This window comes from Fictibacillus marinisediminis (assembly GCF_023149135.1).
GTDB lineage: Bacteria > Bacillota > Bacilli > Bacillales > Fictibacillaceae > Fictibacillus_C > Fictibacillus_C marinisediminis.
The window spans coordinates 1,931,577-1,956,946 of record NZ_JAIWJX010000002.1; the positions used below are offsets into that span (position 1 = coordinate 1,931,577).

Consider the following 25,370-nt stretch of genomic DNA (forward strand, 5'->3'; position numbering starts at 1 on the left):
ATGGATTTTTTGAATTCGTTCCCTGCTTTTCTATTAATCTTAGTCAGAGTCGGTTCCTTTTTTGCAACCGTACCGATCTTCTCTTATAGAAACATACCGAACGTACATAAAGTAGGACTGGCTGTTTTCCTTTCCTGGATCATGCTTTACGCCCTTGGATCACCTGTAGTTTCAGTAAACAGCGACTTCATCGTTCTGATCTTTAAGGAAGCGCTTGTCGGCCTGTCGCTTGGTCTGATCGCTTCCATCCTGCTCTTTTCGATTCAGGTTGCAGGGGGATTCATTGATCTGCAGATGGGGTTCGCCATCGCCGGGGTGTTTGATCCGCAAACAGGAGTTCAGACACCGCTGATCGGTAAATTTTTATACAATCTGGCCATCTTGTTTCTATTTGCACTGAACGGCCATCACATGCTGATCGACGGATTATTTTACAGCTATTCTTTTGTACCTCTCACTGACATGCATTTTGGATGGGGAGATGGAGAAGTTGCAAGGCACGCAGTCTCCGTGTTTTCTGCCATGTTTGTTATCGCATTTCAGATGGCGCTCCCGATCGTAGGCTCGTTGTTTCTCGTCGATCTCGCTTTAGGAGTAGTTGCGCGGACTGTGCCTCAGGTCAATATTTTTGCAGTTGGCCTTCCGATAAAAATTATTGCAGCATTCTGCATCTTGTTCGTCATCATGCCGGCGTTTTTTATGAGCGTACAGTACTTGAGTGATGAGATGGCACAGGCCATGAGGAAGCTGCTCATGTTGCTTCAGGAGTGAAACCCATGCCATTACATCTTGACTTGCAGTACTTTTCAGGTGAGAAAACCGAAAAAGCCACTCCAAAGAAAAAAGAAGAAAGCAAGAAAAAAGGACAGGTTGCCAAAAGCGCGGACGTGAACACTGCGGTTACCTTATTCGCCGCTTTTTTAATGCTTTGGTTCACCGGCAAGACGGCCGCCGGGAAACTGCTTCACCTCGTGAACTATTCGCTGCAGAACGGTTTGTCGCTCGAGCCGACAGAAGAAAATGTTCAAATGCTGTTTGTGCATCTTGTCCAGGAGTCAGCAGGCATCGTTCTTCCTGTATTACTGACTGTTCTAGCCGCTGGTGTTTTTGCGAGTTTTATCCAGACCGGATTTTTGTTCTCGGCAGAAGCTGTCCAGATGAAGCTTGAAAGGCTCAATCCGCTGCAGGGGTTTAAAAAAATCTATTCCATGAGAGCAGTGGTCGAACTAATTAAATCCATATTGAAGATTTCCATTATCGGTACAGTTACCTTTCTGGTGATATGGAATAAAAAAGACCAGCTGATGAAATTATCGCAGGTCAGCTTGGAATCTGCACTTGGCATCTTTGGCGGTTTGGCTTTTCAAATGGGGTTTTATGCTTCTCTCGTTCTTCTATTTCTTTCTTTGCTTGATTTTATGTACCAGAAATTTGATTTTGAGAAGAGCATCCGGATGTCCAAGCAGGACATCAAGGATGAATACAAAAAATCAGAGGGTGACCCGAAAATCAAGTCAAAGATTAAAGAGAAACAGAGGCAGATGGCCATGAGAAGGATGATGCAGGAAGTGCCAAAAGCCGATGTGATCATTACCAATCCTACCCACTATGCAATCGCCTTAAAATATGACGATCAGAGAATGGACGCTCCTGTCGTCGTAGCTAAAGGAGTAGATTTGATCGCACAAAAAATCAAAAAAATAGGCACGGAGAACAGGGTGGCTTTAGTCGAAAACCGGCCGCTCGCCAGAACCCTCTACAGCCGGACTGAGATCGGTGATGTTATACCTGAAGATCTGTTTAAGGCAGTCGCTGAAATATTGGCTTATGTCTACCACTTAAAGAAATAAGTGCAGCAAATGTAAGGAGAGAAGGAAAAAATGAAAGCAAGAGATATTAGCGTTTTAGTCGGGGTAATCATGATCATCGCCATGTTGATCATTCCTTTGCCTACATGGCTGCTCGATTTCTTTATCATCATCAACATCACATTGGCGCTTATCATCATATTAATTTCTATGAATATGCAGGAGCCGCTGCAGTTTTCCATTTTTCCTTCATTGCTGCTGCTCGTAACACTTTTTCGGCTCGGTCTGAATGTATCGACGACGAGGTCTATTCTGGGGTACGGAAAAGCAGGGAACGTGGTCCATACATTCGGAGAGTTTGTGGTAGGAGGCAATATTTTAGTCGGAATTGTCGTCTTCTTTATACTAGTAGTCATTCAATTTATCGTTATCACAAAAGGATCAGAACGTGTTTCCGAAGTGGCGGCCAGGTTTACTTTGGATGCGATGCCAGGGAAACAAATGAGTATTGATGCTGACCTGAACGCAGGGATGATCTCGGACCGTGAAGCGAAAGAAAGACGAGAAAAGGTGGAACGGGAATCAGATTTCTACGGGGCGATGGACGGTGCAAGTAAGTTTGTAAAAGGAGATGCCATTGCCGGGATTATTATCGTCCTGATCAACATGCTGTTTGGTATTATTATCGGCATGACGCAGATGGGATTAAGTTTTGCTGAAAGCGCGCACACGTTTACTTTGCTGACGGTGGGTGACGGGCTTGTGAGCCAGATTCCGGCATTGATTATTTCTACCGCCACCGGGATCATCGTTACAAGAGCCGCTTCTGAAGGAAATCTGGGATATGATATTTCAAGGCAGATTCTAGCCTATCCTCATATGCTCATCGTGGCAGCCGCTACCATCATCGCCTTAGGGCTTTTCACACCGATCAACGATTTTGTCACCATCTCCATTGGAGGCCTTATCGCGATTGGCGGCTATCTGCTGCTAAAAGCAGAAAATCAACAAAAGGAAATGAATGAAGTCATCGAAGAAGACATTCAAACAGAACAGCTTAAAAGTCCGGAAAGTGTCATCAGCCTGCTGCAGGTTGACCCGATCGAATTTGAGTTTGGGTATAGCCTGATTCCTCTGGCAGATACCAATCAGGGCGGGGACCTGCTGGACAGGGTCGTCATGATCAGAAGACAGCTGGCACTTGAACTTGGCATGATTGTTCCGGTTGTCCGGATTCGTGACAATATTCAGCTTCAGCCGAATGAATACAGAATTAAGATCAAGGGCAATGAAGTGGCGCAAGGGGAACTGCTTCTGGATCATTACCTGGCGATGAGCCCGGGAATTGATGATGAAGCGATTCAAGGGATAGATACAGTGGAGCCCGCTTTTGGACTCCCAGCCCAATGGATCTCCGAAGACATGAAGGAACGGGCAGAAATGTCGGGATATACCGTAGTGGATCCTCCATCCGTCGTTTCTACCCATCTGACCGAAATCATTAAGAAGTACGCTCACGAACTGATCGGCCGCCAGGAGACAAAGCAGCTCATCGACCATATGAAAGAAAGCTATCCTACACTGATCGAGGAAGTAACACCTGATCCGCTTTCTGTCGGGGAAATTCAGAAAGTACTGTCTAAATTATTAAAAGAAAAAATATCCATCCGAAATCTCCCTGTTATTTTTGAGACGCTGGCTGATTTCGGGAAAATGTCCAGAGATATTGATCTATTGACTGAATATGCAAGGCAGGCCCTTTCAAGACAGATATCAAAACAATACGGACAGGATAACCAGCCATTAAAAGTCATTACGCTGGGAGGATCGGTCGAGAAAAGAATAGCAGATCACGTACAGCAGACAGAGCATGGCAATTATTTGTCGCTAGATCCGCAAGATTCTCAGCTTATTTTTGACCATATCTCAAAAGAGCTTGAACAAAGCAGGAGTTTTGGGCAAACGCCGGTCCTTCTCTGTTCGCCCGCAGTGCGCATGTATGTAAGGCAGCTGCTCGAACGCTACATGCCTGATCTGGTCATCTTATCGTATAACGAGCTGGAGCCGGAGCTGGAGGTTCAAAGCATAGGAGTAGTGAATATATGAAGGTGAAAAAATACAGCGCTCCTACCATTCAGGAAGCTATGAAAAAAATTCGGGGAGAGCTTGGAAGTGAAGCGGTCATTTTGCAAAGCCGGGAGGTCCAGACCGGTGGTTTTATGGGGTTCTTTACAAAGACGAGCATTGAAATAGTTGCTCTTCTTGATGCAGAACCGGTGCCTGCCACAAAAAAACATCCGGTAAACAGGCAAGATAGTCCTCCGTTGCAGAATGAACCAGACAAAACTGCGAAGAGTTTAACCCAAGACATCAATGAATTGAAACAGATGGTAAAACGATTGTCATCTGGGGATTCCGGCACTGTCATCCATGAATCCATCCCGTTCTGGGAAGGCTTCTTACGGAATCGCGGTCTGAGTGAATCTGTGATTGCCTCAATCGTTTCAGAGATGGCAGAGAAGTGTGACTTGCTGCATGGCAGCGAAAACAAAGACATTGATTGGTTTCCCTGGATTTCAGATTGGATGCTCAGCCGGATCAAGAATGATGGCTGGAACGGTTTTAACTATGAAACAAAATATTTAAACGTCATGGGACCGACGGGAGTTGGCAAGACGACTACCTTGGCGAAGCTGGCAGCAAAAGCCAAGCTGAATGATGGGAAAAAGGTTGCTTTTATTACAACAGACACTTACCGGATCGCTGCGATCGAGCAGTTGAAAACTTATGCCGCCATTTTAGATGTACCGATAAAAGTAGCGCACAGTGCAGAAGATTTTCAGCTTGCAAAAAGGGAGTTCAGCGAGTGTGATCTGGTATTGACCGATAGTGCGGGCCGCAATTTTCTGAACAGCACGTACGTGCATGAACTACAGGGCCTTCTGGTATCAAATGATGAGATGACGAACTATCTGGTCTTATCATTAACTTCCAAATTTGAAGATATGAAAAAGACGATCGAGCAATTTAAAGAAGCGGGTATTGATCGATATATTTTTACAAAAAAGGATGAAACGTCATCGCTCGGTTCCTTGATGAACCTCTTGATCGAGGAGCGTATATCAGCCGCTTACATTACAAATGGACAAAATGTTCCTGACGATATATTTGAACCAAAACCGGAAGATATCATTGAAATGTTCTTAGAGGCAAAAGTGAATGCGTGATCAAGCTGAAATTCTGCGTTTGAAGATAGAAGCGGCTTCATCTGAACAGCCGACGAAAGTATTTTCCGTTTTGAGCGGAAAGGGCGGAGTCGGCAAGTCCAACATAGCGGTGAATTTTTCTCTGGCACTTAGCAAGCTGGGAAAGAGGGTGCTGCTGGTCGACCTTGATATCGGGATGGGAAATGTCAATATTCTGCTAGGGTCTCCTTCTAGGAGAACGATCGTTGACCTTCTGGACCAGCGGCTATCTATCTGGGAAATCATTGAAAAGGGCCCTGGCAATCTAAGCTTTATTGCCGGGGGGAGCGGCCTCACCCGGATGGTTGATATGGACGAAAGAAAATCAGCATTTTTTGCTGCGCAGCTTCAGGACCTTTCCAGTATCTATGAATATATCGTTTTTGACATCGGGGCGGGTGTTTCAGAGACAAGCCTGAATTTTCTCATGGCCGGGCATGAAGCTATTCTTGTTACAACCCCGGAGATTACGTCTGTTACCGATGCGTACTCTATGATCAAAATGCTTCATGCCAGATGCCCAGAACTTCCGGTTTTTACGGTAATCAATCAATGCCGGAGTACCCGGGAGGCAATAGAAGTTCATCAGCGTTTGGCAAAGGTAACAAGTGAGTTTCTTAACAAAGAGATTAAGAATCTTGGATCTGTTCCCTTTGATCCTTCCGTTCAGCTCGCTGTAAAGCGGCAGAAACCGTTTCTGCTGCACCAGCCCCGATCACCAGCAAGTGCTGGGATCATCAGAGCGGCACATCAGTTCTCAGGGAATGTGAATGAAGAACAGTCTATTAGCTATCAGCGTTTTATTGAAAGGCTCACGGCTTTTTTTAAGAAAGGCAGAGATGAATCTTGGAAAAGATAAAAGTTTTGGTGGCTGACGACTCTGCTTTTATGCGAAAGATGATCAGTGATATGCTGAATTCTGCAGAAGGCATTGAGGTTGTCGGCTCAGCAAGAAACGGGGAAGAAGCGTTCAGCAAGGCGATGGATCTTAATCCGGACGTCATAACAATGGATGTCGAGATGCCGGTGCTTACCGGAATAGAGGCGGTAAAAAAAATTACAGCCTTGAAAGAGATACCGATCATCATGCTCAGCAGCACAACAAAAACTGGGGCCGATAATACGATTCTTGCAATGGAGGCCGGGGCGTTTGACTTTATTGAAAAGCCTTCGGGAGCGATTTCCTTGGATATCGAAAAAGTGAAGGTCGAACTGATTCTTAAAGTAAGGTCGGCGCTTAAGAATAGAAAAATTGGCGACAGCTCAGCAGATAGGCCTTCAAATCATTGTTTCAATACCGGAAAGATGATTTCAACATTACATAAGCCGGGCGGCCAAAAGGTGATCTTAATCGGTGTTTCTACCGGGGGCCCTAAAGCTCTTCACCACGTGTTTTCCAAGCTGCCAGGTAACTTAACCCTGCCTATCGTTATCGTCCAGCATATGCCGAAAGGATTTACGGCTTCGCTTGCCGACAGGCTTGATTCCATATCAAAAGTGAAGGTAAAAGAAGCAGTGGACGGCGAGAGGTTAAGGGCGGGAACAGCTTATCTGGCACCAGGAGGGTATCATGTGGAACTGAAGCAGGATAGAGAAGGACTGGCTATATCATTAAACACGAGTGAACCCGTAAGAGGACACCGGCCTTCTGTGGATGTTCTGTTTAACAGTGCATCTGCTGTAAGGTGCCATGCGATGGCTGTTGTGTTAACGGGTATGGGTTCGGATGGTTCTTCCGGCATTTTAGCAATAAAAAAAGCAGGACCATCGCTGATCATTGCTGAGTCTGAAGAGTCTTCCGTCGTATACGGCATGCCAAAAGCAGCCGCTGCTACCGGTGTAGTAGATCAAGTAGTTCATATTAAAGATGTTGCTGACAGTATTTTAAATTTTGTTTAGGCAGGGTGAAACCAGATGGAAATGAGTCAATACTTGGATATTTTTATTGAAGAAAGTAAAGAACATTTACAATCAATGAATGAACAGGTTCTGCTTTTAGAAAAACAGCCTGATGAATTATCGATCGTTCAGGAAATTTTCCGTTCAGCCCATACGCTGAAAGGTATGTCTGCTTCAATGGGTTATGAAGATCTAGCGAACCTGACTCATATTATGGAAAACGTGCTCGATGGCATAAGGAATCACAAGCTGACCGTTACGCAGGAAATCCTGGACGCTTTGTTCGTTTCCATTGATCACCTGGAAGAGATGGTGTTATCCATTGGCAACGGAGGAGATGGAAAAAAAGACGTGGAAGATATCGTACGCCTTCTTCATGCCATCGAGTCTGGAAAGAGCGAGGAGCCTCCTCAAAATAAACAAGAACAGAGCAAGGCAGGACAAGCGATATTTGATGAATATGAATTGACGATCATGAAACAGTCACTTGAGCAAAACTTTCACGTATACCAAATATCTGTTGAACTTCGCGATGATTGTCTGCTAAAAGCCGTAAGGGCGTACATGGCATTTGAAACATTGGAACAGATGGGTGAAGTGGTGAAATCAGTCCCTTCGGTAGATCTAATCGAACAGGAAAAATTCGAACGGGAATTTCAAGTAACCCTCATCTCAAAAGAACAGCCTGAGACCATTCAAAACAACCTTTTGAAGGTGTCTGAGATTGATAAGGTTTCAGTAGAAAGTATTATGGCAGAACACATTGTTCAGAACGAAGCAGAAGAGGCGGATCCGGAGGAAGAAAAGACTGGAGCTGATATGAAGGGCGAGCCCGCTCAAAAAACATCTTCATCTGCCGGAAGTAAAACAATCAGAGTTAACATAGACCGGCTGGATCGCCTGATGAACCTTTTTGAGGAACTGGTCATCGACAGGGGACGCCTTGAGAAGATATCAAAAGATTTGAAAAGCAATGATTTAAATGAAACGGTCGAAAGGATGTCGAGAATTTCATCTGATCTGCAGGACATCATTTTAAACATGAGAATGGTGCCGGTAGACCAGGTGTTTAACCGCTTTCCGCGTATGATACGGGGATTGGCAAAAGACCTTGGGAAATCAGTCTCTCTTGAGATAACAGGGGCAGAAACAGAACTTGACCGGACGGTGATCGATGAGATCGGTGACCCGCTTGTGCACCTGCTGCGAAATTCCATTGACCATGGAATCGAGAAACCCGAAAAGAGGGCTGAAGCGGGAAAAAGCAAGATCGGTACGATCCATCTTAGGGCGTACCATAGCGGAAATCATGTGTTTATCGAAATTCAAGATGATGGAGCAGGAATTAACAGGCACAAAGTACTCGAACGTGCCATTGAGAGAGGAATTGTAAACCGGGAATTATCAGAAGATTTCACGGATAAACAAGTTTTTGAATTATTGTTCGCATCTGGCTTTTCAACAGCGGACGTTATCTCTGACATATCTGGAAGAGGGGTCGGCTTAGATGCAGTGAAAAATAAAATTGAATCGTTAGGCGGTTTCGTCACTGTAGATTCAAGGGAAGGCAGCGGTTCTTTATTTTCAATCCAGCTTCCCCTGACGCTTTCCATCATTTCTTCCATGCTCGTGAAGGCGGGGGAAGAAACGTATGCCATTCCTCTTTCTTCTATTATAGAAACGGCGCTGATAAAAAAGAGCGATATCATGACCGTCCATCATCAGCCAATGATTGATTTCAGGGGCAAAGTAGTTCCGCTTATTTCGTTGAGCGAACTGTTTGAAGTGCCTGGACCGGGCTGGGATGAAAAGGACAGAAGTTCTGTAGTCATTGTTAAAAAAGGAGACAAGATGGCGGGGCTTGCTGTGGATTCCCTGATCGGCCAGCAGGAGATTGTTTTGAAATCGCTGGGGAATTACCTGGCATCCGTCTTTGCAGTTTCGGGCGCAACTATACTGGGTGATGGTCAAGTTGCTCTTATTCTAGATTGTAACGCACTTATAAAATAACCATATACGGAGGTAGTATGACATGAACGGACAAGAGATAAAAGTTATTGTATTTCAATTAGAAAACGAAGAATACGGCGTAGATGTACACCAGGTGAAATCGATAGAGCGAGTTTCTCATATTACAAGAATTCCAAGAACTCCCGGGTTTGTAAAAGGTGTGATTAATCTTAGAGGAATTGTAACCCCGATTATTGATCTTCGCAGCCGATTCGGAATGGAAGAAAAACAAACGGATGAGAACACGAGAATTATTATTGTAAATACGGATGAGATGGAAGTCGGCCTGATTGTTGACTCAGCCAATGATGTGCTTGACATTCCAACTGCGGATATTGAGCCTACACCAGAGGTGGCAGGCGGAATAAACGCAGAATATCTGGACGGTGTTGCTAAGATTGGGGATAGACTGCTGATTCTACTTCAGTTAGACAAAGTGCTGAACAAAGAAGAAGTCACACAATTACATTTAATCGGTAATCTGGGATAATGGCCGGATATGCACGCTTGACGGGTTTTCACTTGGATGTACTGAGGGAAGTCGGAAACATAGGCGCAGGGCATGCGGCTACCGCTCTCTCAGAACTTCTCGGGAAAACCGTAGATATGAGGGTTCCTTCAGTGAATATTGTCTCCCTTCAGGAGATGACAGAACTTCTTGGAGGAACAGAAACGGTTGTGGCTGCAGTCTACCTGCGGATGCTTGGTGACGCTCCAGGATCGATGTTCTTCATGCTTCCCCTGAATCAGTCAAAAAAGCTTGTCAGCCATATGTTAGCCGGAGAACCATATGACCCGGCTGAAGGTGTGTATTCCGAACTGACCCTGTCTGCCCTGCAAGAGGCGGGCAACATCCTTTCCGGATCTTACCTGTCCGCCTTATCCGATCTTACAGGAATGAACATACAGCCATCTGTTCCATCACTGAGTATAGATATGGCAGGTGCTATCCTCGGCTATGGATTGATTGAAATATCGAAATCAAGTGATTACGCAATTATTATTAACACGTCACTTACCGAACCGGAAAACATGCACTCGGACAGTATACACGGATACTTTTTTCTGCTGCCTGATCCTGATTCGTTTGAAAAAATATTTGATGCGCTTGGAGTGCCTTTGCATGAGTGAAGTGATTAAAGTTGGCATAGCAGAAATCTCCTATGGAGGCCCGGCCGCGTTTATCCGGACAACCGGGCTTGGATCTTGTGTAGGCATTATCCTTTATGATCCGATAACAAGGATGGCAGGTATGGCGCATGTCATGCTGCCGGATTCATCAATGTCAAGAACAGCTGAAGTTAATGAAGGAAAGTTTGCAGATACGGCAGTAAAAGCTCTTGTGAAAAATATGGAGATACAAGGTGTCAGGAAGATCCGGCTGAAAGCTAAAATAGCAGGCGGTGCGCAGATGTTTCAATTTTCTTCAGGCCAGGAATCCATGCGGATCGGCCCGAGAAATGTGGAAGCCGTGAAGAGCGGACTGGCGGATTTAGGGATACCGCTGGTCGCTGAGGATACGGGCGGAGATAAAGGAAGAACGATTGAGTTTAACACAGACACATTTGAGCTGCTGATCAAAACCGTACACCAAAAAGAGTTCATCATTTAAAAAACTGAAATTCAGGGGGAGTAGGCATGACATCTTCATCTTCTGTTGTAGAAGAGCAGGAAACGTGGAAAAAATGGCATGAAGACAGGGACAGCGAAGCCGGGGATATACTTTTAAGAGCGTATATGCCGCTGGTTCAATACCATGTGCAGCGAATCTCAGTCGGTCTGCCAAAGAACGTTAACCGCGACGAGTTAAAGAGCCTGGGCATGCTCGGCTTGTTTGATGCTCTGGAAAAATTCGAGCCCGAGAGGGATCTTAAATTTGACACGTATGCTTCCTTTCGGATCAGAGGAGCAATACTTGACGGGTTGAGAAAAGAGGACTGGCTTCCGCGGTCGCTGAGGGAAAAAACAAAAAGAATTGAAACGGCCATCGAGAAGCTCGAACAGCAGAATCTCAGGACGGTGAGTTCTTTTGAAGTAGCTGAAGAACTTGGAATTGAAGAAGACGAAGTGAATTCCGTCATCTCCGAAAGTTTTTTTGCGAATGTACTTTCCATCGATGAAGATAACAGGGATAGTGAGAGCAAAGAAAAGATCGGCTATACAATAGAAGATAAAAAGGGTCTGTCTCCAGAGTCAGAGATCGTACAGTCCGAACTGCATAAGGAATTGGCAGAAGTCATCACGGAATTGAATGAAAAAGAACAGCTTGTGGTCAGTTTATTCTATTTCGAAGAACTGACTTTCACAGAGATCGGCCAAGTGCTCGGATTATCAACTTCACGGATATCTCAAATTCATTCCAAGGCTCTTTTCCGGCTAAGACAGGTGTTAAAACGGTATTTATAAAATTTCTTTTTCAGAATGCGGGGATCACATGCTGTATTTTTTAACAACTGTCAGCTTAGTGCTGAATGTATTATGTTTTTATTTGATTGCCGTGTTATGGCAGAAACAGAGCGGCGGTGGAGTTGCTCTTCAGGATGAACAGGTAAAAAGAGAGCTTGAAGATCTGCTCCTTGCCTATGCCAGCGAGATGAAAGAACAGAACGATGAGATCATGAACCTGATCAAAGAAAACTGCGGCACAGGCCCTGTAAAAACCGAGCCTGCTGCTGAAAATCATATAGAGGATGCCAAGGACAGCAGCCCAGCTGCCGCAACAGAAAACATTCAGGACGCCATTTTGCATCAAGATGTTTTAAATTATGCGGAAAGTGGCTATACTGCAGGTGAGATTGCGAAAATGCTTGACAGGGGCAAGGGTGAGATCGAGCTGATCTTAAAGTTTCATGGAGCCAGATAAGGATTTATCGACAAGAAATTATATTTTATCTTGCTACTCTGTGCCGAAGTATGGTATAGTTACTTTCGGTGTTAATCACACACGTCTGCGGATTTAACCATTGGTGCTGCATATTTGCAGTTTTGGCTAAAGGCGAAGCAGGCGGAGGAAAACAAAACCATCAGGAGGTGCCATCATGGCAGTTATTTCAATGAAACAACTATTGGAAGCCGGCGTACACTTTGGACATCAAACACGTCGCTGGAATCCGAAAATGTCTCGTTACATCTTCACTGAGCGTAACGGCATTTACATCATCGATCTTCAAAAAACAGTGAAAAAGGTTGAAGAGTGCTACAACGTAATGAAAGACATCGCTGCAAACGGCGGTAAAATTCTTTTCGTAGGTACTAAAAAACAAGCTCAGGATTCTGTTAAAGAAGAAGCAGCTCGTTCTGGCATGTACTTCATCAACCAACGCTGGTTAGGTGGAACATTAACAAACTTCGGAACTATCCGCAAACGTATCAACCGTTTAAAAGAACTTGAAAGAATGCAAGAAGACGGGACTTTTGATGTTCTTCCTAAAAAAGAAGTTATTCTTCTTAAAAAGGAAATGGATCGTCTTGAAAAGTTCTTGGGCGGAATCAAAGAAATGAACAGCCTTCCAGATGCGCTATTCATCGTAGATCCTCGCAAAGAGCGAATCGCTGTAGCAGAAGCTCGCAAGCTGAACATTCCTATTATCGCTATCGTGGATACAAACTGTGATCCTGACGAAGTTGATCACGTGATTCCTGGTAACGATGATGCGATTCGTGCAGTAAAACTTCTGACTGGAAAAATGGCTGATGCTATTATCGAAGCTAACCAAGGCGGAGAAGAGCAAGAAGCTCAAAACGACGAAGAAACATCTGCATAAGCAATATAAACAGAAGGGTGATGGAGGGGATAAGCCCTTTCACGCCCTTTTTTAATGCTAAAGTCAACATGCTTTACATAAACCAAAGGAGGAATTACATTATGGCAGTAACAGCTCAAATGGTAAAAGAATTGCGCGAAAAAACAGGCGCGGGGATGATGGATTGCAAAAAAGCTTTGACAGAAACAAACGGTGACATGGAAAAAGCAATCGACTTCCTTCGTGAAAAAGGAATCGCGAAAGCAGCTAAAAAAGCTGACCGTATCGCTGCAGAAGGTTTAACTTCTGTTGTTGTAGACGGAAACAAAGCTGTAATCCTTGAAGTGAACTCAGAAACTGACTTTGTTGCGAAAAACGAAAACTTCACAGCATTGATCTCTGTGCTTGCTAAGCACCTACTTGAAGCGAACGTTTCTTCTGTAGAAGAAGCACTTTCTTCAGAAATCAAAAGTGAAGGCATTTCCGTTAACGATTACCTAAACAATGCGATCGCTAAAATTGGAGAGAAAATCTCCCTTCGCCGTTTCCAAATCATTGAAAAAGGCGAAAATGCCGCATTTGGAGCTTACCTTCACATGGGCGGACGCATCGGCGTACTTTCTGTACTAGAAGGAACTACTGACGAAGCAGTTGCGAAAGACGTAGCTATGCATGTAGCTGCAGTCAACCCTCGCTACATCTCCCGTGATGCAGTAAGCGAAGAAGAAGTAGCGCGTGAGCGTGAAGTTCTTACTCAACAAGCTCTAAACGAAGGAAAGCCTGAAAATATCGTTGCTAAAATGGTAGAAGGGCGCCTTGGCAAGTTCTTCGAAGAGATCTGCTTGAACGACCAGTCTTTCGTCAAAGACCCAGATCAAAAAGTAGGTAAATATGTGGCTTCTAAAGGCGGAACTGTAAAAGCATTCGTTCGTTTTGAAGTTGGAGAAGGAATGGAAAAACGCGAAGATAACTTCGCTGAAGAAGTAATGTCTCAAGTTAAAAAGTAATGCAGTGAAAAGCAGAATGAGGGAGCACAGTGTGTTCCCTTTTTTTCAGAACGGGAAGAAGCAAGCTATAATAAGGTGATGGATACGGAGGGAATTATGAGTACTTCAAAATACAAACGAGTAGTCCTAAAACTAAGCGGAGAAGCACTTGCCGGCGGAAAAGGCAGCGGAATTGACCCGGCTGTCATTCAGTCCATAGCCAACCAAGTCAAAGATATCGTTGAGCTTGGTGTAGAAGTTGCTGTAGTTGTTGGCGGCGGTAATCTATGGAGAGGCAAAGCGGGAAGTGAAATGGGAATGGATCGTGCTTCCGCTGATTACATGGGAATGCTTGCGACCGTTATGAACTCCCTGGCGTTGCAGGACAGCCTGGAGAACATCGGTGTTCAGACAAGGGTACAGACTTCAATTGAAATGCGTCAGGTAGCTGAACCGTATATTCGCAGAAAAGCTATTCGTCACCTTGAAAAGAAACGTGTTGTTATTTTTGCAGCAGGAACGGGAAATCCATATTTTTCAACGGATACGACAGCTGCTCTACGCGCTGCGGAAATTGAAGCTGAAGTCATACTGATGGCTAAAAACAATGTGGATGGCGTATATTCTGCTGACCCGACGATTGATCAAACAGCTGTAAAATACAATACTTTATCCTACCTTGATCTTCTGAAAGAAGGACTTGCAGTAATGGATACAACAGCCTCTTCTTTATGTATGGACAATGATATACCGCTTATCGTGTTCTCCATCATGGAAGAGGGCAACATTAAGCGTGTAGTTATAGGTGAAGAAATCGGAACGACGATTAGGGGGAATAATTAATGGCAAAGGAAATTTTGACAAACGCAGAAGACCGAATGAAAAAAGGCATTTCATCTTTTCAGCGTGAACTTTCAACTATACGTGCCGGCCGAGCTAACCCTGCGCTTTTGGATCGTATTCATGTCGATTATTACGGAGCACAGACTCCGATTAACCAGTTAGCGGGAATATCTGTGCCGGAGGCCCGTCTATTGGTCATTCAGCCTTATGACAAATCCGCCTTGAATGATGTTGAAAAAGCGATTCAAAAATCTGATCTTGGGCTGACGACTTCTAATGATGGCCAAGTGATCAGGATTGCGATTCCTCCTCTGACAGAAGAAAGACGCAAAGAACTCGTTAAGCTCGTTAAAAAATACGGTGAAGAAGCAAAAGTAGCTCTTCGAAACGTTCGCCGTGATGCCAACGATGATTTGAAAAAATCAGAAAAAGACGGTGAGATCACAGAAGACGAACTGCGCCGCTACAGTGAGGACGTACAGAAGCTTACAGACAAATACATTAGCGAAGTAGATTCTGTCGCTGTAAATAAAGAGAAAGAAATCATGGAAGTATAATTGATTTCCATGTAAAATAAAATAAGAAAAGCCCTCTTTATACAGGGGGTTTTTTTGTTAAGTCTGGACTAAATGGGGGCTCTGCCATGCTTGACAGAATTACATTCTGGAAAAAAGACGAAAAATCTGTGATGGATATAAAAGATGATTTAATACCCGCTCATGTCGCTATTATTATGGACGGCAACGGACGCTGGGCAAAACGGCGCGGTCTCCCAAGGGTTGCCGGACATCATGAAGGAATGAAGGTTGTTAAAAAAGTGGTCAAGCACGCCAGTGATCTAGGCGTAAAAGTTCTTACACTTTATGCTTTTTCAACAGAGAACTGGAAGCGTCCGCGGGATGAAGTGGATTTTCTTATGAAGCTGCCCGGTGAATTCTTGAATAGCTTCTTGCCTGAACTGATTGAACAGAATGTGCGCGTTACGATCATGGGGCATAAAGAAGTATTGCCGATACATACCATTCAGGCTGTAGATGAGGCGATTGAAAAAACAAAGAACAACACGGGACTCGTTTTGAATTTTGCCTTGAATTACGGAAGCAGAAACGAAATTACAACCGCTCTTACTCAAATTATCCAAGACATCGGCAAAGGTGCAGTGAAGCAGGAGGACGTCAGCGAAGAACTGATCAGCCAGTATTTGATGAGTGCAAGCCTGCCTGATCCTGATTTGCTCATCAGAACAAGCGGTGAAGTCCGTCTCAGCAATTTTATGCTGTGGCAGCTGGCTTACAGTGAATTTTGGTTTACCGACATCAATTGGCCCGATTTTACTGAGGAACATTTAAAAAAAGCCATTTACGACTATCAAAATCGCGGTCGGCGTTATGGCGGTGTATAATAAGAAGGAGGATTTATGAAGGAACGTATCATCACGGGTATTATTGCCGCTCTTCTTTTTATAGGAGTTACCGTTTACGGCAAATTGCCCTTTACTCTCGTTATCATCGCTTTGGCAGTGATTGGTTTACAAGAATTGCTTAGAATGAAAAAGATAACGATTCTGTCTGTTCAGGGGCTTATCGGACTGCTGCTGACTCTGGCGACCGTTATTCCTGAAAATTGGAAAGAAACGTATCTTGGCTATTTCTCAGGTGCTGAACCGATTGTTCTTGCTTTGCTGCTGATCCTGGTGGTAACGGTTATAACGAAGAACAGATTTACATTTGATGATGCTGGATTCGTCATTCTCTCTTCTTTGTATGTTGGATATGGATTTCACTATATTCTTGAAACGAGGCTGATGGACCAAGGCCTGCCGATCTTATTCTTCATCCTATTCATGATCTGGGGTGCAGATTCGGGCGCTTATTTTACAGGGAAATCGGTAGGGAAAACAAAACTATGGCCTGTAATCAGCCCGAATAAGACCGTGGAAGGGGCTGTAGGCGGAATTATCACCAGCATTGCTGTAGGTTTGCTGTGCTATGCGCTTAACTTTATTCCTTTTACGCTCTCAGTAGTCATTTTAATGGCGGTTATCGCGGGTATTTTTGGACAAATCGGGGATCTCGCGCAGTCTGCCTTTAAACGGCATTACGGGGTGAAGGACTCTGGCAATCTGCTGCCGGGGCATGGCGGGATTTTAGACCGTACGGACAGCTGGCTGTTCGTTCTTCCTCTCCTGCATATTCTGCACTTGCTTGCTTAAGAGAAAAGGACAAGGAGTAATCTATGAAAAAAATCAGTTTGTTGGGTGCTACAGGTTCAATAGGAGTACAGACTCTTGATGTGATCGAGCAGCACCCTGAGCAGTTTCGGTTAACAGCCATTTCTTTTGGGAAGAATATGGAAAAAGGCTTGGAGATCATCCATAAGTTTGAGCCAGAAGTGATTGCTGTCCAGAAAAAGGAGGATGCTGACCGTCTTCGGTTGAAGCTGGGGAACAGCTTCCGCATCGTTTTTGGAGAAGAAGGCTTAATCGAAGCGGCTGCTGCGACCGAAGCAGACATCGTCGTCAGCGCTGTGATGGGGAGTGTAGGGCTCCTGCCTACCATCCATGCAATAAAAGCCGGCAAAGACATTGCGATCGCGAATAAAGAAACTCTCGTGACGGCGGGGCATATCGTGATGGAACTTGCAGAAAAGCATGGTGTCCGAATTCTGCCCGTGGACAGTGAGCATTCAGCGATCTTCCAATGTTTGAATGGAGAAAATCCCAAGCAGATCGAACGCCTGATCTTGACGGCTTCCGGCGGAAGTTTCCGTGATTATACGAGAAGCCAGCTGGCTGATGTAACAGTAGATCAAGCGCTGAACCATCCAAACTGGTCGATGGGTGCCAAGATCACCATTGATTCCGCTACGATGATGAATAAAGGATTAGAAGTTATTGAAGCACATTGGCTGTTTAATATCCCGTATTCAAAAATAGACGTCATCTTACACAAAGAAAGCATCATACACTCTATGGTAGAGTACAAGGACGGCAGCACACTGGCTCACCTTGGAAACCCTGATATGAGGGTTCCTATCCAATATGCTCTTACGTATCCCGACAGACTTGAACTGCCTTCATCCAAAAGGTTAAACTTATGGGAATTAAGCAAACTTCACTTTGGAAAGATGGATCAGGAACGGTTCCGCTGCCTGAAGCTGGCATACATTGCCGGTGAGAAAGGCGGTACGATGACAACAGCTATGAATGCCGCAAACGAAGAAGCTGTTCAACTTTTTCTAGACCGGAAGATTCCGTTCTTAAGGATTGAAGATATTATTGAAAAGGCTATGGAGCAGCATGAGTTCATCCAACGGCCAACGCTGGAAGAGATACAGGCAATCGATAGACTTACAAGGCAGTATGTTCAGTCATTACTAAATTAAAGGTGGGTAAAAGGTTATGAATACAGTCATTGCCATCGTTATTATCCTGGGTGCACTTGTGTTCTTTCATGAACTTGGCCATTTGCTTCTCGCCAAAAGAGCGGGCATTCTATGCAGAGAATTTGCCATCGGGTTCGGTCCTAAAATTTTTGCATTCAAGAAGAACGAAACGACATATACGGTTCGCCTTCTCCCCCTTGGCGGATTTGTAAGAATGGCTGGGGAAGATCCTGAAGGCATCGAGCTTAAACCGGGCTACAGGGTTGGTTTGATCTTTAACCCGGAAGGCAATGTACAGAAGATTATCGTGAACCATAAAGAAAAATATGAGATTCAAAAAGTCATAACGATAGAAAGTGCTGATCTGGAAAGGGATCTGATTATCCGCGGATTTGAAAATGAGGAAGGCGAACGTCTTATCTATAAAGTAGATCCGCAAGCAATGTATGCAGCTGACCACCAGGAAATGCAGATCGCGCCGTATGACAGACAGTTTGGTTCCAAGACGCTCATGCAGAGGACGCTCGCAATCTTTGCCGGTCCGTTCATGAATGTGCTGCTTGCGTTCATCGTATTGATGAGTTTTTCACTGTTTCAGGGCATCCCGACGAAAGAAGCGAGGCTGGGTAATCTGGCACCGGATGGAGCTGCCATAAAATCCGGCCTGCAGAAGGGTGATAAGATCGTTTCGGTCAACGGTGATAAAGTAAGTAACTGGGAAGAGCTAGTTTCATTCATACAACAGAATCCGGGAGAAGAACTGACCTTTGAAATTAACCGGAACGGACAGACTCTTAAAAAGCCAGTCACTCCAGGCGAAAGGGATATGGATAACAAAGGGAACAAGGAAGGGTTTATCGGAGCTTATCCGTCCACTGAGTTTTCTTTATTGGGTTCTGTCTCCTACGGAGCAAAACAGACATGGTTCATGACGAAGATGATCTTTATTGGCCTAGGTGACCTGATTACCGGAAAACATGGATTTGATCAGCTTTCCGGACCGGTTGGAATTTACGAGTATACGAATAAAGCAACAGAGGGCGGAATTCCTATGCTGTTGCAGTGGGCGGCCGTACTGAGCATCAACCTGGCCATCTTTAATCTATTGCCGCTGCCCGCACTAGACGGCGGAAGACTCCTATTCCTGGCACTTGAAGCATTAAGAGGAAAACCTATCGATCCGCAGAAAGAAGGGCTCGTCCATTTTATCGGATTTGCGTTTCTGATGCTCCTGATGCTGGTCGTTACATGGAATGATATTCATAAATTCTTTTTAGATAAAATTGATCAATAAGTTTTAGTTGAGGTGGAGAGATGAAGCAAAGCAGGTTGTTCGCACCAACATTAAGAGAAGTTCCGGCAGATGCGGATGTTGTCAGCCATCAGCTGCTGCTCAGAGCGGGTTTTATCCGTCAGAATGCAGCTGGAATCTATTCGTTTTTGCCTTTAGGGAAAAAGGTACTTCATAAAGTAGAAGCAATCATTCGCGAAGAAATGGAGAATGCAGGCTCCAATGAGCTTGGCATGCCGGCGCTTCAGCTTGCTGAACTATGGCAGGAATCAGGAAGATGGTATTCCTATGGCCCGGAACTTATGCGTTTAAAAGACCGTCACGGGCGTGAATTTGCGCTTGGTCCAACCCATGAGGAAGTCATCACGAGCCTGATTCGCGATGAAGTAAAATCTTATAAAAAGCTGCCACTTAATCTTTTTCAGATCCAAACAAAATACAGAGATGAAAAACGTCCTCGTTTCGGGCTTCTTAGAGGCCGCGAGTTCATCATGAAAGATGCCTATTCTTTCCATGCTGACAAGGAAAGCCTGGATGATACCTATGAAGGAATGAAGGAAGCCTATAAAGCTATTTTCAGCCGATGCGGTTTAAACTTTAGAGCGGTCCTTGCAGATTCAGGAGCGATTGGCGGAAAAGACAATCATGAATTTATGGTACTTTCTGAGATTGGTGAAGACTTGATTGCTTATTCTACCGATTCCGATTTTGCAGCGAACATTGAAATGGCTCCTGTCAGCGCGGTTTATGAAACATCTGATGAAGCAAAAAAAGAATCGGAAAAAATTCAAACCGATAATGCAAAAACCATTGAAGAAGTGGCTGCCTATTTAAATGTAGAATCAGGTCAAATCATCAAATCTGTTCTGTTTATGGCAGACGATGAACCTGTACTCGTTCTTGTCCGCGGAGATCATGAGGTAAATGATATCAAGGTTAAAAATACGCTTGGTGCAGAACAAGTGGAACTGGCAGCTGCTGAGCAGACAGAAGCTATGATGGGCTGCAAGCCGGGCAATATCGGCCCTGTTTCAGTACCTGAGGATGTGTTGGTCATCGCAGATGCAGCGGTTGAGTATATGGTGAACGCCGTCATTGGTGCTAATGAAGAAGGCTATCACTATAAAAATGTGAATCCTGGTAAAGATTTCAATGTTTCTCAATATGCTGATCTCCGTTTCATCCAGGAAGGTGATGCTTCACCGGACGGAAATGGAACGATCCGGTTCGCAAAAGGAATTGAAGTGGGGCATGTCTTCAAGCTCGGACAAGTCTATAGTGAACCATTAAACGCAGCATTTCTTGATGAGAACGGAAAAAATCAGATCATGACAATGGGCTGCTATGGAATTGGGGTTTCACGTACACTTGCTGCTGTAGCAGAGGAGAACAACGATGAAAGAGGCCTCATCTGGCCAGTTTCACTTGCTCCGTTTGATCTGCATCTCATTGCGGCCAACAGCAAGGACGACATTCAGGCAAGTCTCAGTGAAAAACTGTATGATGAGTTAAAGGATGCAGGTTATGATTGTCTTTATGATGACCGAAAAGAGCGTGCAGGTGTCAAATTCGCCGATGCTGATCTAATCGGAATTCCAATTCGCATCACTGCAGGAAAAAAAGCAGGCGAAGGAATTGTGGAATTGAAAATCAGAAAAACCGGTGAAGTTGCCGAGATTCATGTTTCAGAACTAGTGGAGGCCGTTAAAAGCCGCCGCGAAATACTAGCGCGCTAGCATCCAGGGGATGACTTATGTGCCTGACACCCGAAGGAATTCTTTGGGGAATTGGGCTTTCCAACCTAAGTCATCCTCTTATTTATGGAAGGAGGGCATCATGAACAGTGACGATCAGGTAAGAAAAGAACGCTTCGCTCTGCTGTTGGACCAGATTGGCATCCCGGACGAACTGCGCCAGCACCTTGGTGAAGGCAGCGTTCAAAAGCTCGCCATCGATAAGAACGACAGAAGCTGGCATTTTTATTTTTCATTGCCAAAGCCAATGCCTGCCAATGTTTATACGTTTTTTACAGCGAAATTAACTCAGGCGTTTGAACATATTGCAAAAGTATCGTTTTCCGTCCGCTGCGAAACGAAAGACTGTGAAGAAGCATTATTGAGCCAATATTGGGAAATATGCTGTGAGAAGCTTAAAACAACAGCGAGTTCTCTTATACCCGGCCTCTTAGGGCAGACACCAGAAGTAACGGGGAACAAAATAAAAGTTACGGTAAGAAACGAGGCTGAAGGCTTGCTCATCAAAAGAAAGCTTTCTTCAGCGATGACAGAAGTCTACCGCTCGTTCGGTATGGAATCGGTGTCTCTCGAGATCGAAGTAAAACACAGTGAAGAGGAATTTCAAAAGTTCGTTGATCAGAAAAAGCAGGAGGACGCAGATAAAGTGCTCGCTGCCCTGATTGAGAAGGAGAAAGCAGATAAACGAGATGCTTCTTCTGCTCCATCAGAGATCATGATAGGTTACAAGATTCCGGATGACCCTGTTTCCATTGAAACGATTCAAGATGAAGAACGGAAGGTTACTCTGCAGGGCTTCGTTTTTGATGCGGAGACACGGGAACTTAGAAGCGGCCGAACGCTGCTTACGTTTAAGATTACCGATTACACCGATTCAATCATGGTGAAGATCTTCTCAAGAGATAAAGAGGATATACCGATTTTACAAGCTGTTAAAAAAGGAATCTGGGTGAAGGTCCGGGGCGGAATCCAAAATGATACGTTCGTTCGTGATCTAGTAATGATCGCTAACGACATCAACGAGATCAAACCCGAAACAAGGAAAGATCTTGCTGAAGAAGGAAAGAAAAGGGTAGAACTTCATCTTCATACCCCAATGAGCCAGATGGACGCCGTAACATCGGCATCCAGGCTGATCGGCCAAGCGAGCAAATGGGGCCATGAAGCAGTAGCGATAACCGACCATGCTGGCGTTCAATCCTTTCCGGAGGCTTACTCTGCCGGGAAGAAGAATGGAATTAAAGTCCTGTATGGTGTGGAAGCAAATCTAGTGGATGACGGAGTGCCGATCGCGTACAATGAGCAGCATCGTAAACTCGCCGATGAGTCCTATATCGTTTTTGACGTAGAGACGACAGGTTTATCCGCCGTTTACAATAAGATCATTGAGCTTGCTGCCGTTAAGGTGCTAAACGGGGAGATTATTGATCGGTTTGAGTCGTTTGCGAATCCGCATGAGCCGCTTTCAGACACAACGATCAATCTGACGGGAATCACCGACGATATGGTGAGAGACGCTCCAGAGATCGAGGAAGTTTTAAGGCGTTTTGAAACGTTCATGGGCAATGATATTCTTGTAGCTCACAATGCCAGTTTCGACATGGGATTCTTGAATGAAGGATTTCGTAAAATCGGAATCCAGGAGGCTCGTAATCCGGTCATCGATACCTTGGAACTTGCGCGTTTTATTCTGCCCGAACTGAAAAATCACAGACTGAACACACTTTGTAAAAAGTTTGATATTGAACTGACCCAGCACCACAGGGCCATTTACGATGCAGAAGCTACCGGGTATCTATTATGGAAACTATTAAAAGAATCATTCCAAAAAGGGATAGAGTTTCATGACCAGCTGAATGAAAACATGGGGCAGGGGGGCTATATGAGGAGCCGGCCTTCTCATTGTATTCTGTTCGCCCAAACCCAGCAGGGATTGAAAAATTTATACCAGCTCGTTTCTGAGTCTCATTTGAATTATTTTTACAGAACACCTAGGATTCCTCGCTCACGTCTGGCGAAATACCGGGAAGGACTGCTTATCGGTTCAGGCTGTGACAAGGGAGAAGTCTTCGAGGGCATGATGCAGAAAGCTCCTGCAGAAGTGGAAGAAATCGCAAAGTTTTATGATTATCTTGAGATCCAGCCTCCATCCAACTACTATCATCTGATCGAACGAGAGCTGATACAGGATGAGCTGGCGTTAAGGGAGATTATCGGGAATATCGTCAAACTTGGTGAAAAGCTTGGAAAGCCTGTGGTTGCTGCAGGTAATGTACATTATCTGGAACAAAATGATGCCATCTACCGAAAAATTCTTATTTCAAGCCAGGGTGGGGCAAACCCGCTTAATCGGCAAAGCTTGCCTGAAGTCCATTTTCGGACAACAGACGAAATGCTCGATTGTTTCTCGTTCCTGGGAGAAGAGAAGGCGTTTGAGGTTGTTGTAGCGAATACCCAAAAAGTTGCCGCCCAGATCGAAGAGATCAAGCCGATACCTGATGACTTGTACACGCCAAAAATTCCTGGTGCTGAAGAAGACGTGCGGAACATGAGTTATTCGATGGCTCGCAGCATCTATGGCGAGAACCTTCCTGATATCGTGGAAAAACGGCTGGAAAAAGAACTGAACAGCATCATTGGCCACGGGTTCGCTGTTATCTATCTCATTTCTCATAAGCTCGTTAAAAAATCACTGATTGACGGATATCTTGTTGGTTCGAGGGGGTCAGTCGGGTCATCCTTTGTGGCCACGATGACAGAAATTACAGAAGTTAATCCCCTTCCGCCACATTATGTTTGTCCGGAATGTAAGGATTCGATCTTTTTTGATGATGGTTCTGTCGGATCAGGCTTCGACCTTCCCGACAAAGAATGCCCGAAATGCCATTTGCTCTTCAAAAAAGACGGGCAGGATATTCCATTTGAAACGTTCCTTGGCTTCAAAGGGGATAAGGTGCCAGATATCGATCTAAACTTTTCAGGTGAATACCAGCCGCGAGCCCATAACTATACGAAGGAACTTTTTGGAGAAGAGTATGTATATCGAGCGGGGACGATTGGCACAGTTGCTGAGAAAACAGCGTATGGCTATGTAAAAGGATATGCATCTGACCACAATATCAATCTCCGTTCTGCAGAAGTGGACAGGCTGGTTTCTGGCTGTACCGGTGTAAAACGGACGACCGGCCAGCATCCTGGCGGAATAATCGTTGTTCCGGATTACATGGATATCTATGACTTCTGTCCGATCCAGTTTCCTGCTGATGATAAGAACTCCGAGTGGAAGACGACGCATTTTGACTTCCATTCCATCCATGACAACCTTTTGAAACTTGATATACTGGGACACGATGATCCGACCGTCATCCGGATGCTCCAGGATTTAAGCGGCATTGATCCGAAAACGATTCCAGCATCCGACCAGGAAGTTATGAAAATATTTTCCGGGCCTGAAGTACTCGGTGTAACAGAAGATCAGATTCTATGTAAGACCGGCACTTTAGGGATCCCGGAATTCGGGACAAAGTTCGTCCGGCAGATGCTTGAAGAGACGAAGCCGAGCACGTTCTCAGAGCTTGTGCAGATCTCTGGCCTCTCTCACGGAACGGATGTATGGCTCAATAATGCCAATGAGCTTATCGCTGATGGAACGTGTGAACTGAAAGACGTAATCGGCTGCCGTGACGATATCATGGTGTATCTGATCTATAAAGGCCTTGATCCTTCACTCGCCTTTAAGATCATGGAGAGCGTCCGTAAAGGAAAAGGACTCATTACTGAATGGGTAGAAGAAATGAAAAAGAATGATGTGCCGGACTGGTATATAGGTTCATGCTTGAAGATCAAGTACATGTTCCCGAAAGCCCATGCTGCAGCCTATGTTATGATGGCTGTTAGAATCGCTTACTTTAAAGTGCATTATCCCATTCTTTTCTATGCTGCTTATTTTACGGTCCGTGCCGACGATTTTGACATCACCGCCATGGTAAGAGGCTCAAGCGCCATCAAAGCTAAAATTGAAGAGATCTCTTCCAAAGGGCTGGATGCCTCTACAAAGGAAAAGAACTTGCAGACAGTTCTCGAACTGGCGTTGGAAATGTGCGAACGAGGATTCTCTTTTGGAAAAGTGGATCTTTACCGCTCAAGCGCAACCGAGTTTTTGGTGGAAGGAAACCAGCTTATCCCGCCGTTTAACTCCATTGCCGGCCTTGGTACCAATGCGGCTCTTAATATCGTGAAATCGCGCGAAGACGGTGAGTTCCTCTCGAAAGAGGATCTTCAGCAGAGGGCTCGCCTATCTAAGACGATCATCGACTATCTGGATGAACAGGGCTGTCTTGCAGGCATGCCTGAAGCCAACCAGCTCTCTCTCTTCTAAAATGAGCACAGCGCTGACGGTAAGGCAAG

22 protein-coding genes are annotated in these 25,370 nt (G+C 44.9%); all 22 read left to right on the forward strand.

Features of this window, described 5'->3' with window-relative positions; all coding sequences use genetic code 11:
* The 22 genes from fliR (at nucleotide 1) to LCY76_RS10575 (ending at nucleotide 25,341) form a co-directional block, all read left to right on the forward strand.
* The gene (fliR, locus tag LCY76_RS10470; protein ID WP_248252591.1) at nucleotides 1-771 is read left to right on the forward strand and encodes a flagellar biosynthetic protein FliR; all 771 of its coding nucleotides are present in this window, start codon (nucleotides 1-3) and stop codon (nucleotides 769-771) included.
* 5 nt (nucleotides 772-776) lie between these two features.
* Complete coding sequence (gene flhB / locus LCY76_RS10475) at nucleotides 777-1,850, forward strand: flagellar biosynthesis protein FlhB (RefSeq protein WP_248252592.1); 1,074 nt, start codon at nucleotides 777-779, stop codon at nucleotides 1,848-1,850.
* A gap of 30 nt (nucleotides 1,851-1,880) precedes the next feature.
* Nucleotides 1,881-3,914 carry a flagellar biosynthesis protein FlhA gene (flhA, locus tag LCY76_RS10480; protein WP_248252593.1) on the forward strand — a complete coding sequence of 678 codons (2,034 nt, stop codon included), beginning with the start codon at nucleotides 1,881-1,883 and terminating at the stop codon, nucleotides 3,912-3,914.
* Complete coding sequence (gene flhF / locus LCY76_RS10485) at nucleotides 3,911-5,035, forward strand: flagellar biosynthesis GTPase FlhF (protein WP_248252594.1); 1,125 nt, start codon at nucleotides 3,911-3,913, stop codon at nucleotides 5,033-5,035. The genes flhA and flhF overlap by 4 nt, the downstream gene beginning before the upstream one ends.
* Complete coding sequence (locus LCY76_RS10490) at nucleotides 5,028-5,912, forward strand: MinD/ParA family protein (protein WP_248252595.1); 885 nt, start codon at nucleotides 5,028-5,030, stop codon at nucleotides 5,910-5,912. The genes flhF and LCY76_RS10490 overlap by 8 nt, the downstream gene beginning before the upstream one ends.
* Nucleotides 5,900-6,952, forward strand: a complete 1,053-nt coding sequence (locus LCY76_RS10495; protein WP_272885594.1) for a protein-glutamate methylesterase/protein-glutamine glutaminase — start codon at nucleotides 5,900-5,902, stop codon at nucleotides 6,950-6,952. Before LCY76_RS10490 ends, LCY76_RS10495 begins: the two co-directional genes overlap by 13 nt.
* A gap of 15 nt (nucleotides 6,953-6,967) precedes the next feature.
* On the forward strand, nucleotides 6,968-8,962 hold the full coding sequence (locus LCY76_RS10500; RefSeq protein ID WP_248252596.1) for a chemotaxis protein CheA: 1,995 nt from the start codon (nucleotides 6,968-6,970) through the stop codon (nucleotides 8,960-8,962).
* Between the two features lie 22 nt (nucleotides 8,963-8,984).
* On the forward strand, nucleotides 8,985-9,452 hold the full coding sequence (locus tag LCY76_RS10505) for a chemotaxis protein CheW (RefSeq protein ID WP_248252597.1): 468 nt from the start codon (nucleotides 8,985-8,987) through the stop codon (nucleotides 9,450-9,452).
* Nucleotides 9,452-10,093 carry a chemotaxis protein CheC gene (locus LCY76_RS10510; RefSeq protein ID WP_248252598.1) on the forward strand — a complete coding sequence of 214 codons (642 nt, stop codon included), beginning with the start codon at nucleotides 9,452-9,454 and terminating at the stop codon, nucleotides 10,091-10,093. The genes LCY76_RS10505 and LCY76_RS10510 overlap by 1 nt, the downstream gene beginning before the upstream one ends.
* Nucleotides 10,086-10,574 carry a chemotaxis protein CheD gene (locus LCY76_RS10515; RefSeq protein WP_248252599.1) on the forward strand — a complete coding sequence of 163 codons (489 nt, stop codon included), beginning with the start codon at nucleotides 10,086-10,088 and terminating at the stop codon, nucleotides 10,572-10,574. Before LCY76_RS10510 ends, LCY76_RS10515 begins: the two co-directional genes overlap by 8 nt.
* Before the next feature lie 26 nt (nucleotides 10,575-10,600).
* Complete coding sequence (locus LCY76_RS10520) at nucleotides 10,601-11,368, forward strand: FliA/WhiG family RNA polymerase sigma factor (protein ID WP_248252600.1); 768 nt, start codon at nucleotides 10,601-10,603, stop codon at nucleotides 11,366-11,368.
* Between the two features lie 28 nt (nucleotides 11,369-11,396).
* The gene (locus tag LCY76_RS10525) at nucleotides 11,397-11,825 is read left to right on the forward strand and encodes a DUF6115 domain-containing protein (protein WP_248252601.1); all 429 of its coding nucleotides are present in this window, start codon (nucleotides 11,397-11,399) and stop codon (nucleotides 11,823-11,825) included.
* A 175-nt stretch (nucleotides 11,826-12,000) separates the two neighbouring features.
* The gene (rpsB, locus tag LCY76_RS10530) at nucleotides 12,001-12,726 is read left to right on the forward strand and encodes a 30S ribosomal protein S2 (protein ID WP_053354469.1); all 726 of its coding nucleotides are present in this window, start codon (nucleotides 12,001-12,003) and stop codon (nucleotides 12,724-12,726) included.
* Nucleotides 12,727-12,827: 101 nt separating this feature from the next.
* Complete coding sequence (gene tsf, locus LCY76_RS10535) at nucleotides 12,828-13,712, forward strand: translation elongation factor Ts (RefSeq protein ID WP_248252602.1); 885 nt, start codon at nucleotides 12,828-12,830, stop codon at nucleotides 13,710-13,712.
* 96 nt (nucleotides 13,713-13,808) lie between these two features.
* Complete coding sequence (gene pyrH / locus LCY76_RS10540; RefSeq protein WP_053358273.1) at nucleotides 13,809-14,534, forward strand: UMP kinase; 726 nt, start codon at nucleotides 13,809-13,811, stop codon at nucleotides 14,532-14,534.
* Nucleotides 14,534-15,091, forward strand: coding sequence for a ribosome recycling factor (gene frr, locus LCY76_RS10545; RefSeq protein ID WP_053354467.1), 558 nt, complete (start codon nucleotides 14,534-14,536; stop codon nucleotides 15,089-15,091). Before pyrH ends, frr begins: the two co-directional genes overlap by 1 nt.
* Before the next feature lie 86 nt (nucleotides 15,092-15,177).
* Nucleotides 15,178-15,936 carry an undecaprenyl pyrophosphate synthase gene (gene uppS, locus LCY76_RS10550; protein ID WP_272885595.1) on the forward strand — a complete coding sequence of 253 codons (759 nt, stop codon included), beginning with the start codon at nucleotides 15,178-15,180 and terminating at the stop codon, nucleotides 15,934-15,936.
* 15 nt (nucleotides 15,937-15,951) lie between these two features.
* Nucleotides 15,952-16,746: a phosphatidate cytidylyltransferase gene (locus tag LCY76_RS10555; RefSeq protein ID WP_248252603.1), complete on the forward strand. Its 795-nt coding sequence runs from the start codon at nucleotides 15,952-15,954 to the stop codon at nucleotides 16,744-16,746.
* Nucleotides 16,747-16,769: 23 nt separating this feature from the next.
* Entirely contained in the window at nucleotides 16,770-17,918 is a 1,149-nt protein-coding gene (locus tag LCY76_RS10560) for a 1-deoxy-D-xylulose-5-phosphate reductoisomerase (protein WP_248252604.1), read from the forward strand.
* Nucleotides 17,919-17,934: 16 nt separating this feature from the next.
* The gene (rseP, locus tag LCY76_RS10565) at nucleotides 17,935-19,212 is read left to right on the forward strand and encodes an RIP metalloprotease RseP (RefSeq protein ID WP_248252605.1); all 1,278 of its coding nucleotides are present in this window, start codon (nucleotides 17,935-17,937) and stop codon (nucleotides 19,210-19,212) included.
* Nucleotides 19,213-19,232: 20 nt separating this feature from the next.
* Nucleotides 19,233-20,945: a proline--tRNA ligase gene (locus tag LCY76_RS10570; protein ID WP_248252606.1), complete on the forward strand. Its 1,713-nt coding sequence runs from the start codon at nucleotides 19,233-19,235 to the stop codon at nucleotides 20,943-20,945.
* A gap of 100 nt (nucleotides 20,946-21,045) precedes the next feature.
* Nucleotides 21,046-25,341, forward strand: coding sequence for a PolC-type DNA polymerase III (locus LCY76_RS10575; protein WP_248252607.1), 4,296 nt, complete (start codon nucleotides 21,046-21,048; stop codon nucleotides 25,339-25,341).
* The last annotated feature ends 29 nt before the right edge of the window (nucleotides 25,342-25,370 follow it).